This is a genomic window from Sphingomonas sp. PP-CC-3A-396 (assembly GCF_004343105.1).
GTDB lineage: Bacteria > Pseudomonadota > Alphaproteobacteria > Sphingomonadales > Sphingomonadaceae > Sphingomonas.
The window spans coordinates 46,461-61,819 of sequence record NZ_SLYF01000008.1; the positions used below are offsets into that span (position 1 = coordinate 46,461).

Here is a 15,359-nt window from a genome sequence, read left to right on the forward strand (position 1 = left end):
GACTATTGCATGAAACTCGCAGCGCTGACCGACGGGACGGAAGAAGCGCAGGTGACGGGGTTCGCGATCGATCACCGCAAGGTCGCGCCGGGCACGGTGTTCGGCGCGTTCGAAGGCGCGCGCGTCAACGGCGAGGATTTCATCGAGGACGCGATCCGCTCGGGCGCGATCGCGGTGGTCGCGCGGCCGGGGCTGACGGTCGAGGGCGCCACGTACATCGCCGACGACAACCCTCGCGAGCGGTTCGCGCAACTCGCGGCGAAGTTCTTCGCGCCGTTCCCCGAGACGTCGGTGGCGATTACCGGGACCAACGGGAAGACGTCGTGCGTCGAGATGACCCGGCAGCTCTGGCGGATGGCGGGGTTTCATGCGGCGTCGATCGGGACGCTGGGGGTTACGACGGCGGACGAGCGGGTGACGACCGGGCTGACCACGCCGGATGTGGTGACGTTCCTGTCGAACGTGGCGGGGCTTGCGCGTGAGGGTGTCACGCACCTCGCGTTCGAGGCGTCGAGCCACGGGTTGACGCAGTATCGGACCGAGGGGCTGAAGGTGGCCGCCGCGGCGTTCACTAATTTAAGCCGCGACCATCTCGACTATCACGGCGACATGGCCGCGTATTTTACTGCCAAGATCCGGTTGTTCTCCGAAGTGCTTTCGACGGACGGTGCGGCGGTGGTGTGGGCTGACGATCCGCAATCGGCGCGGGTGATCGACCTGGCACGCGAACGTGGCAACCGGTTGGTCACTGTCGGGACGCAGGGCGAGACTTTGCGGCTGGTGGGCCGCGATCCGACCTTACTCGGACAGGGACTGACGATCGAGGCTGACGGCCAGACGTACAAGGTCACCTTGCCGCTGATCGGCGCCTACCAGGCGGCGAATGCGCTGGTATCGGCCGGACTGGTGATCGCAACCGGTGGCGATGTGGGCTCGACGATTGCCAACCTCGCGCGGTTGCAGCCGGTCCGCGGGCGGCTGGAACGCGCGGTGATCGCGAAGTCTGGCGCGCCGGTCTACGTCGACTATGCGCATACGCCCGATGCGTTGGAAGCAGCGATCGCCGCGCTCAAACCGCATGCTGGCGGAAAGTTGATCGTGGTGTTCGGTGCGGGCGGCGACCGCGACACCGGCAAGCGCGAAACGATGGGGCAGGTCGCGGTGCAGCACGCCGACCGCGTGATTGTCACCGACGACAACCCGCGGACCGAGGACGCTCGCGCGATCCGTTGCGACGTCCTGAAGGGCGCGCGGGGGGGCGAGGAAATCGGCGACCGGCGCGCGGCGATCGGCGCGGCGGTGCGCGAGGCTGGGCCTGAAGATATCGTGCTGATCGCCGGTAAAGGACACGAGCAGGGCCAGATCGTTGGCGACATGGTGCTGCCGTTCGATGATGTGACGGTTGCGCGGGAGTGCGCGGCGTGAGGGCGACGACATCTTCATTCCCCTCCCGCCTGCGGGAGGGGCTAGGGGAGGGCGCGACGTACGTACTGGCGTCCGGTTTGTTTGGTCAGCCCCTCCCCCGACCCCTCCCGCAAGCGGGAGGGGAGCAGTGAGCTTGTGGACTTCGGCTGAGATCACGGCCGCTACCGGTGGTGTGGCGTCTGGTGACTTCGCCGTCACTGGCGTTGCGTTCGACTCGCGCGAAGTTGGGCCCGGCGATCTCTTTGTTGCGATGAAGGGCGAGGCCAGCGACGGACACCTGTTCCTCGATCAGGCCTTCGCACAAGGCGCGGCGGGCGCGATCGTCTCCGAACCCTGCGACCACCCGCACGTGCTCGTGGCGGACAGTTTTGCCGCATTAAACGCGCTTGGCGCCGCCAGCCGCGCGCGCTCGTCCGCGAAGATCATCGGCGTGACTGGTTCGGTCGGGAAGACCAGCGCCAAGGAAGCGCTGTTCGCCTGCCTCGACCGCGCAGCCCCCGGCGATGTGCACCGCTCGGTCAAGAGCTACAACAACCACACCGGCGTCCCGCTGAGCCTCGCCCGGATGCCGCGGGACGCGAAGTTCGGCGTGTTCGAGATGGGGATGAACCATGCCGGTGAACTCGCCGAGCTGACCCAGCTCGTGCGGCCGCACATCGCGATGATCACTGCGATCGCGCCTGCGCATACCGCGTTCTTTCCCGACGAGAGCGCGATCGCCGATGCCAAGGGGGAGATCTTTGCCGGGCTCGAACCGGACGGGACTGCGATCGTGCCCTATGACAGCCCGCATCGCGATCGGCTGCTCGGCCATGCTGCGCCACATGCCGCGCACATCGTCACGTTCGGTAGCGAAAAGGGTGCCGATGTCCGCGCGATCGAGGCGATGCGGCTGCCGACCGGCGGGACGTTCGTCACTGCGCGGATGGGGCAGGGGGCCGAGCACGAGCTGAGCTTCACGATCGCGCAGCCGGGCGCGCATTGGGTGTCGAATGCGCTCGGCGTGCTGGCGTGCGTGCAGGCGGCCGGAGGCGATCTCGGACTCGCCGGGCTGGCACTGGCCGAACTCGGTGGCCTGCAAGGTCGCGGTGCACGGTCGCTGGTGCCCGTTGGCGAAGGCCAGACGCTGGTGATCGACGAAAGCTACAACGCCAACCCAGCCTCGATGCGCGCGACGCTCAGCGTCCTCGGGCATGAACCCGGCCGCCACATCGCGGTACTCGGCGAAATGCGCGAATTGGGTGAAGGCTCCGATGACTATCACGCCGGCCTCGCTAAGCCGATTCTCGCCGCGCGCGTCGAAATGGCGCTGCTGGTCGGTGAAGCGATGGCGCCGCTTGCGCAGGTGCTTGAGGGACAGATCGAAACCGTCCATGTGGGCGACGCTGCGGCCGCGCTCGCGTCGTTACGGACGATCCTGGCGCCGGGCGATGTCGTGCTCGTCAAAGGATCGAACGGGGTGGGCCTCGCCCGCGTCGTGGCTGGTCTTCAAGCTGGCCTCAAAGGCGGGATTAACTGAATGTTGTACTGGCTCGCCGAGCATCTGGGGTTTCCCGGCCTGCTGAACCTCATCCGTTACCAGACGGTGCGGACCGGTGGTGCCGTCGCGACCGCCTTGATCATCGGCCTTATCATCGGGCCGAAGTTCATCGGCTGGCTGCGCGTACGGCAGGGCAAGGGGCAGCCGATCCGCGCCGATGGCCCGCAGTCGCATCTGTCGAAGCGCGGCACGCCGACGATGGGCGGGCTGATGATCCTGACCTCGATGTGCCTCGCGATCCTTCTGTGGATGGACCTGAGCAATCCGTATGTCTGGGCGTGCGTGTTCGTGACGCTGGGCTTCGGGACGATCGGGTTCCTCGACGACTATGACAAGGTGCGTAAGGCGAGCACCGCGGGGATCAGCGGGCGGACGCGGTTGTTGCTCGAGTTCATCATTGCCGGCGTCGCCGCGACGATCATCATGTCGCAGAACGGTCCGCACCTGTACCTGCCGTTCACCTCGCGCATGTATCTGGATCTCGGCTGGTTCTTCCCGGTGTTCGCGGCGTTCACGATCGTGTCGTTCGGTAACGCCGTGAACCTGACCGACGGGCTCGACGGGCTGGCGACGATGCCGGTGATCATCGCCAGCGTCGCGTTCATGGTGATCGTGTATCTCGTCGGGAACGTGAAGTTCGCGGATTACCTCGGCATTCCTCATGTCCCTCGTGCGGGTGAACTCGCGATCTTCTGCGGGGCTATCGTTGGGGCAGGGCTCGCATTCCTGTGGTTCAATGCGCCGCCGGCGGCGGTCTTCATGGGCGATACGGGGAGCCTGGCGCTCGGTGGTGCGCTTGGGACGATCGCAGTCGTCGCGCATCACGAGATCGTGCTGGGGATCATCGGCGGGCTGTTCGTGATCGAGGCACTGTCGGTGATCATCCAGGTGTTCTTCTACAAGCGCACCGGCAAGCGCGTGTTCCGGATGGCGCCGATCCACCATCATTTCGAACAGCTCGGCTGGGCCGAGGCGACAGTGGTGATCCGCTTCTGGATCATCGCACTGGTGCTGGCGCTGGTCGGTCTTTCGACGTTGAAGTTGCGGTGATTATTGCGAAGGCTTGGCGCGGGAAACGCTACGCGGTGCTGGGGCTGGCGCGGTCGGGGGCTGCGACTGTGCGGGCGTTGGTGGCTGGTGGCGCGAGCGTTGTCGCTTGGGATTCGGATGAGGCTCGGCGTGACGCAATCCTCCCCGGTACGGGGAGGGGGACCAGCTCTGCTGGTGGAGGGGGGACTGTTCCAGGCGTCGCGCTTGCGGACGCCCCCCTCCACCCCCAGCCTGCGGCTGGCGGTCCCCCTCCCCGTGCCGGGGAGGATTTGATCGTCGCGCCGTTGGAGGACCTTTCGGGGTTCGACGCTTTGGTCGTATCGCCGGGAGTGCCTCTGAACACGCACCCGCTCGCCGCCGCCGCTCGCGCAGCTGGCGTGCCCGTCATCGGCGACATCGAACTTTTCGCGCAGGCCCGCGCGGACCTCCCCCCACACAAGGTCGTCGGCATCACCGGCACCAACGGCAAGTCGACCACCACCGCGCTCGTCCACCACATCCTAAAGACCGCCGGCATCCCGACCCTGATGGGCGGCAACATCGGCCTGCCGATCCTCGAACAGCAACCGCTCCCCGAGGGCGGCGTCTACGTGCTCGAGCTGTCGAGCTACCAGATCGACCTGACGCAGACCCTAGATTGCGATGTCGCGGTGTTGCTCAACATCACGCCGGACCATCTCGACCGCTACGACGGGTTCGAGGGCTATGCCGCCTCAAAGGCGCGGTTATTCGCGATGCAGTCGGCCGAGCATGACGCGGTCATCGGGATCGGTGACGCACCATCCGCGCTGATCGCGCGCGGGCTGTCGGCGAAGAGCGAGCATCTCACCAAGATCGCGCCGGGCGTATGCCTGTTCCAAGGCAATTGGCCTGCGCTTCAGGGACCGCACAACGCCCAGAACGCGCTCGCCGCGATCGCGGTCGTGAAAGCGCTGGGCGTGAGCGAGGTCGATATCGATCGTGGCCTCACTAGTTTCACCGGCCTGCCGCACCGCATGCAGCAGATCGCGTCTTATGGCGGCGTCGCCTATGTCGACGACAGCAAGGCGACCAATCCCGAGAGCACAGCGCCGGCGCTCGCCGCGTTCGACAGGGTCCACTGGATCGTCGGTGGGCGCGCGAAGGGCGACGACCTCGACGCCTGCAAGCCCGCCTTCGGCCACGTCGTCCACGCCTACACGATCGGCGAGGCTGGCCCAAAATTTGCCGAAATCCTGAAAGACTCGATGCCCGTAGATAACGTCGGCACGCTCGACGCCGCCGTCCGCAGCGCCGCCGCCAACGCGCGTCCCGGCGACACGGTGTTGTTATCCCCCGCTTGTGCTAGCTTCGACCAGTTTCGCGATTACGAAGCGCGCGGGGCGGCCTTCCGCGCCGCGGTGGAGTCGCTGGCATGACCGATATGCGCGCTGGGACCATGGATATGGGTGTGTCCGGACAGAAGAACGGGATCGTCGCGAAGATGAAGCGACGCGGCGGGCGTGGCGATCAGTCGCCGCTCGGCACGTGGTTCTGGGATATCGACCGGATGCTGCTGTTGCTGACGCTGTTTCTGATCGCGATCGGGCTGATCGCGGTCGCCGCGGCGTCGCCGGCGAGCGCGGTCCGCTATTCGGGCGAGCATCACAAGATTGCGCCACTTTATTATTTCTGGCGGCAATTAATGTGGGTCGGGGTGTCGCTCCCCGTGCTGTTCGGCGTGTCGATGATGCCGGTGTCGATGGCGCGGCGGATGGCGATCGGCGGGTGTGCGCTGTTCGTGCTGATGCTGATGGTGACGCCGTTCATCGGGGTCGAGGCGAACGGCGCACGCCGCTGGCTCGGCGTCGGCTTTGCGCAGTTCCAGCCTTCCGAGTTCCTGAAGCCGCTGTTCATCGTCACGGTCGCGTGGCTGTTGTCGCTGCGCGCGAAGGATGCCGAGCTGCCGACCGTGCTGATCACCGGCGCGATGACTGGGGGCGTCGCGGTGCTGCTGATGCTGCAACCCGATTTCGGCCAGACGATCATCTTCTGCACGGTGTGGATGACGCTGCTGATGATCGCGGGGACGCCGGCCAAGGTGATGTTCGGGCTCATGGCGATGGCACCGGCCGGGCTGGTGGCGGCCTATATCTTCTACGGCGTGGCGCGGTCGCGGATCGATGCGTTTCTGTTTCCGGGGGTCGAGGGCGAGGGCGCGGGCGATCATTTCCAGACCAATGCGGCGCATAACACGCTGACGGCGGGTGGCTGGACCGGGACCGGGCCGGGCGCCGGTGCGGCGAAGTTCGGCCTGCCTGAGGCGCATACCGATTACATCTTCTCGGTGATCGGCGAGGAGTTCGGGCTGATCGCGTGTTCGGTGATCGCGGTGATCTTCCTCGCGATCGTCGTCCGCGTGTTCGTTAAGCTGCTGGACGAGCAGGATGAGTTCAAGCTGCTGGCCTCGGCGGGCCTCGCCACGCAGTTCGGCGCGCAGGCGCTGGTCAGCATGGCGGTTAACACCGGCCTCGCGCCGTCGAAGGGTATGACGCTGCCGTTCATCAGCTATGGCGGGTCGTCGATGATCGCGTTGTCGGTCGGCATGGGGTTGCTGCTGGCGTTTACCCGGCGCAATCCGTTTCTCACGCGGAGCCCCTATGTCGTCCGCTGGAGTGGTGAATGAGTAAGCATTACGTCCTCGCAGCCGGTGGGACCGGGGGACACATGGTCCCGGCAGCGGCGCTCGCGGCCGAACTGTCCAAGCGTGGCCACCGCGTCGCGCTGGTCAGCGACGCGCGCGGCGTGCGGTTTCCGGGGCTGTTCGAGGATATCCAGACGCATGTCCTGCCGGCGGGGCGCTTTACCGGTGGGCCGCTCGGCTGGGCTCGGGCCACGCGGGAGATGTGGCGCGGGCGGGCGATGGCGCGCGAGCTGTACCGGACGTTCAAGCCTGCCGCGGTGATCGGCTTTGGTGGCTATCCTGCGTTGCCGGCGTTGCTGGCGGCGTTCGCTGACAAGATCCCGACCGCGGTGCATGAGCAGAACGCGGTGCTGGGTCGCGTGAATCGCTTCGTCGCGGGACGGGTGGATGCGATTGCGACCTCGTCCGAGCCGACCGAGCGCCTCGCGCCGAAGTTGCTGGGGAAGGCGCATCTGGTCGGCAATCCGGTGCGCGAGGCCGTGCTGGCGCTGCGCTCGCGACCGTATCCGTTGCTGGAGGAGGATGGGATCTTTCGCGTGCTCGTAACCGGGGGGAGCCAGGGGGCGAGCATATTGTCGCAGGTCGTGCCCGACGGTCTGGCGATGTTGCCAGTGACGTTCCGCCGGCGGTTGCAGGTGACTCATCAGGCGCGGATCGAGGATATCGATGCGGTGCGCGCGAAGTACGCGGAGCATCATATTCCGGCCGAACTGGCGACGTATCTGCCCGATATGCCCGAGCAACTGGCGTGGGCGCATCTGGTGATCGCCCGCGCGGGGGCTTCCACCATTTCGGAACTGACCGCGGCGGGGCGGCCGGCGATCCTCGTGCCGCTGCCGGGGGCGACCGACGATCACCAGACCGTGAACGCGCGCGAGATCACGCGGGCGGGCGGCGCGCGGACGATCGCGCAGGGAGACTTTACCGCAGTGGAACTGGCCAAGCAGATGCAGAAACTCGGGCTCGATCCAGCGGCGTTGCAGAATGCGGCGGGGCGTGCGCGGAGTTGCGGGCGGCCGAATGCGGCGAGCGATCTGGCCGATCTGGTCGAGAGCCTCGACGCGCCGTTGTCGCGCATTCCGGTCGGTGCGCCCTCGAAGCCAAAGGCGCAGTTCGCATGAGGGGCGTCGCAACGGATATCGGCACGATCCATTTCGTCGGCATCGGCGGGATCGGCATGTCGGGCATCGCCGAGGTGATGAAGAACCTCGGCTACCGCGTGCAGGGGTCGGACGTGGCCGAGGGCTATGTCGTGCAGGGTTTGCGCGACAAGGGCATTCCGGTGGCGATCGGTCACGCGGCGTCGAACATCGGCGACGCCGCGGTGGTGGTCGTCTCGACCGCGATCGTGCGCTCGAACCCTGAGGTGGAGGCGGCGCTCAACGCGCGCGTACCGGTAGTGCGGCGCGCGGAAATGCTCGCCGAACTGATGCGGTTGAAGTCGACCGTCGCGGTCGCCGGCACGCATGGGAAGACCACGACGACGTCGATGGTGGCGGCTTTGCTCGATGCGGGCGGGGTCGATCCGACGGTCATCAATGGCGGGATCATCAATTCGTACGGCTCGAACGCGCGGCTGGGCGCGAGCGACTGGATGGTGGTCGAGGCGGACGAGAGCGACGGCAGCTTCCTGCGGCTCGACGGCACGATCGCAGTCGTCACCAACATCGATCCCGAGCATCTCGACCATTACGGCTCGTTCGACGCGGTGAAAGATGCCTTCGTCGAGTTCGTTGAGAACGTGCCGTTCTATGGTGCGGCGCTGCTGTGCCTCGATCATCCGGAGGTGCAGGGGATCCTGCCGCGGGTGCGCGATCGTAGGGTCGTAACGTACGGTTTCTCGGCGCAGGCAGACGTGCGCGGGGTGGAGGTTACGCCGATCCCGGGCGGCAACCGGTTCGATTGCGTGGTGCGCGAGCGGGATGGCGCGACGCGAACGATTGCGGGGATCGAGATGCCGATGCCGGGGCGGCACAATGTGCAGAACGCGCTGGCGGCGATCGGCGTGGCGCTGGAACTGGGGATCGCGGATGCGACGATCCAGCAGGGGTTTGCCAAGTTCGGGGGCGTGAAGCGGCGGTTCACCAAGGTAGGCGAAGTGGCTGGCGTGACGATCATCGACGATTACGGGCATCACCCGGTCGAGATTCGGGCCGTGCTGGCGGCGGCGCGCGAGGGCGTGAAGGGTCGCGTGATCGCAGTCGTGCAGCCGCATCGGTATTCGCGGCTCGGCAATCTGATGGAGGATTTCCAGACGGCGTTCAACGACGCGGATCGGGTGTTGGTGACGCCGGTCTATGCCGCGGGCGAGGCGCCTGTGGAGGGCGTCGACGCGGCGGCTCTGGTCGAGGGGTTGAAGCGGCGCGGGCACCGGTTCGCGGGTGTGGTCGCGGACGCGGATGCTTTGGCGGTGGAACTGGCGGCGACGATCGAGGCGGACGACATGGTCGTGTGTCTCGGCGCTGGCGACATTACTAAGTGGGCGGCTAACCTTGCCGATGCGATTGCTGCCGAGCGCGCAAAGGTGCTGGCGTGAGTGGTGCGTCGCAGATCCTCCCCGGGACGGGGAGGGGGACCATGCAAAGCATGGTGGAGGGGGCTGTCCGCGAGCGTAACGCTTTGGGCGGGCCCCCCTCCACCACCTTCGGCGGTCCCCCTCCCCGTGCCGGGGAGGATTTGCGCGGGTCTCTGACGGCCAATGGCAGTCTGGCGGACTTTATCTGGTTTCGTACTGGTGGGCCGGCCGAGTGGCTGGTCCGACCTGCGGATGTTGAGGATCTGGCCGAGTTATTAAAGACGCTCGATCCTTCTACACCGGTGCTGCCAGTCGGGGTCGGCTCGAACCTGATCGTGCGCGACGGCGGCGTACCGGGGGTCGTGGTGCGGCTTCCCAAGGCGATGGCGAAGGTTTCGGTGCAGGACGGTCGCGTTCGAGCAGGCGCAGGGGCGATGGGGATTACCGTTGCCAGTGCTGCGCGAGATGCTGGGATTGCCGGGCTTGAGTTTCTGCGCGGGATTCCGGGAACTGTTGGTGGCGCGGTTCGGATGAACGCGGGTGCTTATGGACGGGATGTTAGCGATATTCTGGTCGAGGCTACCGTCGTCACGCGCGAGGGTTCGGTCGAAGTCTGGCCTGCGGAAAAGCTCGGTTTCACCTATCGCCATTCGGACCTGCCAGGAGGCGCGGTGGTGGTCGAAGCGGTGTTCTCCGGCACGCCCGGCGAGCCTGCCGTGATCGGGGCGGAGATGGACCGGATCGCAGCGGAGCGCGAGGCTTCGCAGCCGCTCCGTTCGCGCACCGGGGGGTCGACGTTCAAGAACCCTGACGGCCACAAGGCTTGGGCGTTGATCGACGCGGCCGGGTGTCGGGGGCTGACTCTCGGCGATGCGCAGGTCAGCGAGAAGCATTGCAATTTCCTGCTAAACCTCGGGTCCGCGTCGAGCGCGGAGATCGAGGCGCTGGGTGAAGAGGTACGGGACAGAGTGAAGGCGCATTCGGGGGTGACGTTGGAGTGGGAAATCCAGCGGGTGGGTGAATACCTCCCCTCCCGCTTGCGGGAGGGGTCGGGGGAGGGCGGTCTGGATACCGGCATTGCCCATCAACCCCTCCCCCGACCCCTCCCGCAGGCGGGAGGGGAGCAGTGAGCGCGGCTCTTCACATCGCGGTGCTCATGGGCGGCTGGTCGGCGGAGCGTGAGGTTTCGCTGATGTCGGGTAATGGCTGTGCGGATGCGCTGGAGTCGCTCGGCCACCGGGTTACGCGGATCGACATGGGGCGGGATGTTGCCGCCAAGCTCGCCGAGGCCGAGCCTGACCTGGTGTTCAATGCGCTGCATGGGACGCCCGGCGAGGACGGTTCGGTGCAGGGTCTGCTCGACCTGATGGGCCTGCGCTACACGCACTCTGGCCTCGCGACGTCGGTGATCGCGATCGACAAGGTGCTGACCAAGCTGCTGCTCGTCCCCGCGGGCGTGCCGATGCCGGGTGGGCGGATCGTCAAGTCGGCCGATCTGTTCGAGGGCGATCCGATGGCTCGGCCTTATGTTTTGAAGCCGGTCAACGAGGGCTCGTCGGTCGGTGTGGCGATCGTCACCGACAGCGGCAATTACGGCAATCCGATCGCGCGCGACAGCGTCGGGCCGTGGGGCGAGTTCGAGGAACTGCTCGCCGAGCCCTACATTCGCGGTCGCGAGCTTACGACCGCGGTGCTTGGCGGCAAGGCACTCGGCGTGACCGAGTTGAAGCCCAAGAGCGGCTGGTACGATTACGACGCGAAATACACCGATGGGATGACCGTCCACGTCTGCCCGGCGGAGATTCCCGACGAGATCACCGACGCCTGCAAGAGCCTCGCGCTCGAAGCGCACCGGTTGCTCGGCTGCAAGGGCGCGTCGCGATCGGATTTCCGCTGGGATGACGAGCGCGGCGTCGACGGGCTGTTCCTGCTCGAGGTGAACACGCAGCCGGGGATGACTCCGCTCAGCCTCGTCCCCGAACAGGCGCGGCATATCGGCATGAGCTATGCCGAGCTGGTCCAGGCTATCGTCGACGAAGCGCTTCAGGACCATCCTTCTCCATGAGCCGCACGATCAAGCGCGGTCCGCCCCCCAAGCGGCCCGCCCCGCGGCGGAAGGTCGCGGTCAAGAAGGTGTCGGTGATGGACCGGCTGGTCGGGATGCTCCCGGTCAGCGAGGACACGCTGAAGAAAATCGCGACGTGGTCGATTCTCGGCGCGGGCGGTGCGGTGGCGATCGCGGCGGCGACGTGGGTCGGCATTCCCGGCATGATCGGCGCGGCGGTGGCCGAGGGTGCCGGGCGCGCGGGCTTCAAGGTCGAGCAGATCGAGGTGACCGGCCTCAAGCGGATGGACCGGATGTCGGTCTATGCGGTCGCGCTGGAGGACAAGCAGAACCAGACGTCGATGCTGTCGGTCGACCTGGAGGCGGTGCGGCAGAAACTGCTGCGCTATGGCTGGATCGCGGATGCGCATGTCTCGCGGCGGCTGCCCAACACGATGCTCGTCGATATCGTCGAGCGCACGCCCGCCGCGGTGTGGCAGGACAATGGCCAACTCACGCTGATCGATTCGTCGGGCGTGCTGCTGGAGCCGGTGCAGCCGGATGCGATCCCGAATTTGCCGCTGGTGATCGGGCCGGGCGCGGATCGGCAGGAGGCGTCGTACCAGACGCTGCTCGCCGCCGCGCCTGCGCTGAAGCCGCGCGTGAAGGCGGCGACCTGGGTCGGCAATCGGCGCTGGGATCTCACGTTCGAGAGCGGCGAGACGTTGGCGCTGCCCGAAGACGGTGCGCCGCGCGCGCTGGTGAAGTTCGCCGAACTGGACGGCGCGCGGCCGTTGCTGGGGCGGGGCTGGATCCGGTTCGACATGCGCGATCCGACCAAACTGGTCGCGCGCAAGCCGGGCGCGAGCCTGGCACATAGCGTCGACGTGCCGGCACCAGCGAGCGTGCCGACAACGGGCACTACAGAGACGAATACTCCGTCGCAAACGGCGGGCGCGAACGTAACGGGCGGGGAGGGATGACATGGCAAAGGTGGCACCGGAAGGGCTGATCACGGCGCTCGATATCGGGTCGTCGAAGGTATCGGCGATGATCGCGCAGAAGGGGGACGGGGGCGAGCTGATCGTGCTCGGCACCGGCCAGCGCGAGAGTCGCGGGGTCAAGCGCGGCTATATCGCCGACATGGCGACGACCGAGGCGGCGGTGCGCGAGGCGGTCGAGCAGGCCGAGCGGATCGCTGGCATCAACATCGAGAATGTCTGGGTCGGGTTCTCGGCCGGTGGGCTCGTGTCCGATGTCGCCGAGGTCGAGTTCGAGCTGGGCGGCCACCGCGTCGAGCAGCAGGATATCGATGCGTTGCTCGCCGCGGGGCGCAACTCGATCGATCCGCAGGGCCGCATGGTGCTCCACGCACAGCCGGCGCTCTATACGCTCGACGGGCTGACGGGGGTGAAGACGCCGCTTGGTCTGCATGCGGACCGGCTGGGGGTACATATCCATGTCGTGGCGGCGGACGGTTCGCCGGTCCGCAACCTCGATCTCTGCGTCCGGTCGGCGCATCTGGAGGTGAAGTCGATCATCGCCTCGCCGGTCGCGACCGGTCTTGCCTGCCTCAGCGAGGAGGAGCGTGAGCTCGGCGTCGCGCTGGTCGAGATGGGCGCGGGCATCACCAACGTGTCGCTGTTCGCGGGCGGTATGCTGGTGGGGCTCACGTCGATCCCGATGGGCGCGGCGGACATTACGGATGATATCGCCAGCGCATTCGGCACGCGGCGTCAGAACGCCGAGCGGATGAAGTGCTTCCACGGATCGGCCAACGCATCGCCCCGCGATAATCACGACATGATCCCGGTCATGCCGATCTCCGCGGAGGACGGCGCGGGCGAGGGGGCTCAGATCACCAAGGCGCAGCTGATCGGCGTGATCCGCCAGCGGCTGGAGCATCAGATGGGCGAGGTGCGCAATGCACTCACCAAGCTGAAGTTCGAGGGGCCGGTCGGGCGTCAGGTCGTGCTGACCGGCGGTGGTGCTGAGCTGAAGGGCATCGCGGATTACGCGCAACAGGCGCTTGGGCGGTCGGTGCGGATCGGTCGACCGCGCGGGCTGACCGCCTTGCCAGAGGCGCATGGCGGACCGGCGTTCGCGACGCTAGCGGGGTTGGCCTTCTATGCGGCGACCAACCCGATCGACCTTCGCGGGCTCGCGCCGCAGCGGACGACGGTGCATCGGCCAAAGGGTATGGGCATGGTCCGCAAGTTGATTCAGGCGGCGCGCGCGAATTATTAAGAGTTTCGAAGCGTCTGGCGTTATTTCGGCTGGAACAGGCCGTGACGTTGGTGCACACAGATTAATCAGGGGCCCGGCCGTAGCGTATCTACCGGGTTGTGCGGAGAACGGCGATGAGCATCGAATTCCTTAGTCCCGAAGTGGACGATCTGGCCCCCCGCATCGCGGTGATCGGCGTCGGCGGCGCTGGCGGCAACGCGATCGCCAACATGATGCGGGCCGACGTCCAGGGCGTCGACTTCCTCGTGGCGAACACCGACGCGCAGGCGTTGAAGCAGTCGACCGCGCCGCAGCGGATCCAGCTCGGCACCAAGATCACGCAAGGTCTCGGCGCCGGTTCGCGTCCCGAGATCGGCCGTGCGGCCGCCGAAGAGACGATCGACCAGCTCGCCAAGATGCTCGAAGGCGCGCACATGTGCTTCATCACCGCCGGCATGGGCGGCGGCACGGGCACGGGCGCAGCGCCGGTCATCGCCAAGGCGGCGCGCGACATGGGCATCCTGACGGTCGGCGTCGTGACCAAGCCGTTCGCGTTCGAGGGCAATCGTCGGGCCAAGTCGGCCGAGGGCGGCATCGACGAGCTGCAGAAGTATGTCGACACGCTGATCGTCATCCCGAACCAGAACCTGTTCCTCATCGCCAACGCGAACACGACCTTCAAGGAAGCGTTCACGATGGCGGACGAGGTGCTCCAGCAGGGCGTCCGTAGCATCACCGACCTGATGGTGATGCCGGGCCTCATCAACCTCGATTTCGCCGACGTCCGCTCGGTGATGCAGGAGATGGGCAAGGCGATGATGGGCACCGGCGAGGCTAGCGGCGACAATCGCGCGCTCGAGGCCGCGCAGAAGGCGATCTCGAACCCGCTGCTCGAAGGCGTCAGCATGCGCGGCGCGAAGGGCGTCATCATCTCGATCACCGGCGGCGACGACATGCGCCTGCTCGAAGTCGACGAAGCCGCGAATCACATCCGCGACCTGGTCGATCCCGATGCGAACATCATCTGGGGCTCGGCGTTCAATCAGGAGCTCGAAGGCAAGATCCGCGTCTCGGTCGTCGCGACCGGTATCGATGCCGATGCGCGTCCTCCGGAAGTTGCACCCGAGCCGACCCGTTCGTTCAGCTTCGGTGCGCGCAAGACCGACGAGAACACCTCGTTCCGCCCGAGCGAGCCTGCCGCCTCGTCGGCCGCGCCCGCTGCTTCGTCCGCCGACGAAGAGCCGCTCGACCTGAACGCGTCGTCGGAAGTCGAGCCGTCGAAGTCCGATGACGAACTCGTGCTCGGCGCCGAGACGATCGTTCCGCAGGCTGCTCCGGCACCGGCGCCCGCGCCTACGCCGCATACGCATACCTCGCCGACCTACGCGGCACAGGCACCGCGCACCTATGGCGACGAGCCCTATGGTCGTGGTCCGATCGCGCGTCCGGCCTCGGCATCGGCCGTGCCGCCGGCGCGTGCGCCGATCGCGCCGGCTATTCCGGTACCGACCCCGGCTGCCGATGAGGGTGGTGCACGTCGCCGCTGGCTCGCTCCCGGGGCCGAGGCAGCGCCCGAGGCGGTTCCGGCCGCACCGCGCGTGAAGCTGGGTGGTACGCTGTTCGAACGCATGTCGAATGCGGCACGCGGCGCGGCGAAGGAAGACGGCGAAGCGGCTCCCCAGGATCCGCTCGACATCCCGCGTTTTCTGCATCGGCAGAACAACCAGTAAGTCTGGGCGCCGTTCTCTCGGTTTGGCGGGAGAACGGCGGTACGAGATGGGTTGATCGGGGATATTGGTTTCCAACATCGTCACCTCCCCGGCGGAGGCCGGGGCCCAGTTGGCAAGGTTGATGTAACGGAGCGCTTTCCATCGTTAACTCCGTCTCCCAACTGGAC

At 66.8% G+C, this 15,359-nt stretch carries 12 protein-coding genes; all 12 read left to right on the forward strand.

Annotated elements, in window-relative coordinates:
- The first annotated feature begins 9 nt into the window (after positions 1 to 9).
- A complete protein-coding gene (locus C8J40_RS15775; RefSeq protein WP_132897825.1) occupies positions 10 to 1,425 on the forward strand; it encodes a UDP-N-acetylmuramoyl-L-alanyl-D-glutamate--2,6-diaminopimelate ligase in 1,416 nt (471 codons plus the stop codon).
- A gap of 127 nt (positions 1,426 to 1,552) precedes the next feature.
- The gene (gene murF, locus C8J40_RS15780; RefSeq protein ID WP_132897826.1) at positions 1,553 to 2,944 is read left to right on the forward strand and encodes a UDP-N-acetylmuramoyl-tripeptide--D-alanyl-D-alanine ligase; all 1,392 of its coding nucleotides are present in this window, start codon (positions 1,553 to 1,555) and stop codon (positions 2,942 to 2,944) included.
- Positions 2,945 to 4,015 carry a phospho-N-acetylmuramoyl-pentapeptide-transferase gene (mraY, locus tag C8J40_RS15785; protein WP_132897827.1) on the forward strand — a complete coding sequence of 357 codons (1,071 nt, stop codon included), beginning with the start codon at positions 2,945 to 2,947 and terminating at the stop codon, positions 4,013 to 4,015. It abuts the gene before it with no gap.
- Positions 4,012 to 5,412: a UDP-N-acetylmuramoyl-L-alanine--D-glutamate ligase gene (murD, locus tag C8J40_RS15795; protein WP_243693432.1), complete on the forward strand. Its 1,401-nt coding sequence runs from the start codon at positions 4,012 to 4,014 to the stop codon at positions 5,410 to 5,412. The genes mraY and murD overlap by 4 nt, the downstream gene beginning before the upstream one ends.
- Positions 5,413 to 5,417: 5 nt before the next feature.
- Entirely contained in the window at positions 5,418 to 6,659 is a 1,242-nt protein-coding gene (locus C8J40_RS15800; RefSeq protein WP_243693452.1) for a putative peptidoglycan glycosyltransferase FtsW, read from the forward strand.
- On the forward strand, positions 6,656 to 7,798 hold the full coding sequence (gene murG / locus C8J40_RS15805; protein WP_132897828.1) for an undecaprenyldiphospho-muramoylpentapeptide beta-N-acetylglucosaminyltransferase: 1,143 nt from the start codon (positions 6,656 to 6,658) through the stop codon (positions 7,796 to 7,798). The genes C8J40_RS15800 and murG overlap by 4 nt, the downstream gene beginning before the upstream one ends.
- Positions 7,795 to 9,213, forward strand: a complete 1,419-nt coding sequence (gene murC / locus C8J40_RS15810) for a UDP-N-acetylmuramate--L-alanine ligase (RefSeq protein ID WP_132897829.1) — start codon at positions 7,795 to 7,797, stop codon at positions 9,211 to 9,213. The genes murG and murC overlap by 4 nt, the downstream gene beginning before the upstream one ends.
- 41 nt (positions 9,214 to 9,254) lie before the next feature.
- A complete protein-coding gene (gene murB, locus C8J40_RS15815; protein ID WP_243693433.1) occupies positions 9,255 to 10,322 on the forward strand; it encodes a UDP-N-acetylmuramate dehydrogenase in 1,068 nt (355 codons plus the stop codon).
- Positions 10,319 to 11,257, forward strand: coding sequence for a D-alanine--D-alanine ligase (locus C8J40_RS15820; RefSeq protein ID WP_132897830.1), 939 nt, complete (start codon positions 10,319 to 10,321; stop codon positions 11,255 to 11,257). The genes murB and C8J40_RS15820 overlap by 4 nt, the downstream gene beginning before the upstream one ends.
- Positions 11,254 to 12,219 carry a cell division protein FtsQ/DivIB gene (locus C8J40_RS15825; protein WP_132897831.1) on the forward strand — a complete coding sequence of 322 codons (966 nt, stop codon included), beginning with the start codon at positions 11,254 to 11,256 and terminating at the stop codon, positions 12,217 to 12,219. The genes C8J40_RS15820 and C8J40_RS15825 overlap by 4 nt, the downstream gene beginning before the upstream one ends.
- 1 nt (position 12,220) lies before the next feature.
- Entirely contained in the window at positions 12,221 to 13,483 is a 1,263-nt protein-coding gene (gene ftsA, locus C8J40_RS15830) for a cell division protein FtsA (RefSeq protein WP_132897832.1), read from the forward strand.
- Between the two features lie 113 nt (positions 13,484 to 13,596).
- Positions 13,597 to 15,192 (forward strand): cell division protein FtsZ, encoded by a 1,596-nt coding sequence (ftsZ, locus tag C8J40_RS15835; protein ID WP_132897833.1) that lies wholly within the window; start codon positions 13,597 to 13,599, stop codon positions 15,190 to 15,192.
- The last annotated feature ends 167 nt before the right edge of the window (positions 15,193 to 15,359 follow it).

What these genes read in the sequence shown, in the direction of transcription:
- C8J40_RS15775 (WP_132897825.1), top strand. Translation starts at nt 10, where the DNA reads ATGAAACTCGCAGCGCTGACCGACGGGACGGAAGAAGCGCAGGTGACG.
- mraY (WP_132897827.1), top strand. Translation starts at nt 2,945, where the DNA reads ATGTTGTACTGGCTCGCCGAGCATCTGGGGTTTCCCGGCCTGCTGAAC.
- C8J40_RS15800 (WP_243693452.1), top strand. Translation starts at nt 5,418, where the DNA reads ATGCGCGCTGGGACCATGGATATGGGTGTGTCCGGACAGAAGAACGGG.
- murG (WP_132897828.1), top strand. Translation starts at nt 6,656, where the DNA reads ATGAGTAAGCATTACGTCCTCGCAGCCGGTGGGACCGGGGGACACATG.
- murC (WP_132897829.1), top strand. Translation starts at nt 7,795, where the DNA reads ATGAGGGGCGTCGCAACGGATATCGGCACGATCCATTTCGTCGGCATC.
- murB (WP_243693433.1), top strand. Translation starts at nt 9,255, where the DNA reads ATGCAAAGCATGGTGGAGGGGGCTGTCCGCGAGCGTAACGCTTTGGGC.
- C8J40_RS15825 (WP_132897831.1), top strand. Translation starts at nt 11,254, where the DNA reads ATGAGCCGCACGATCAAGCGCGGTCCGCCCCCCAAGCGGCCCGCCCCG.
- ftsA (WP_132897832.1), top strand. Translation starts at nt 12,221, where the DNA reads ATGGCAAAGGTGGCACCGGAAGGGCTGATCACGGCGCTCGATATCGGG.
- ftsZ (WP_132897833.1), top strand. Translation starts at nt 13,597, where the DNA reads ATGAGCATCGAATTCCTTAGTCCCGAAGTGGACGATCTGGCCCCCCGC.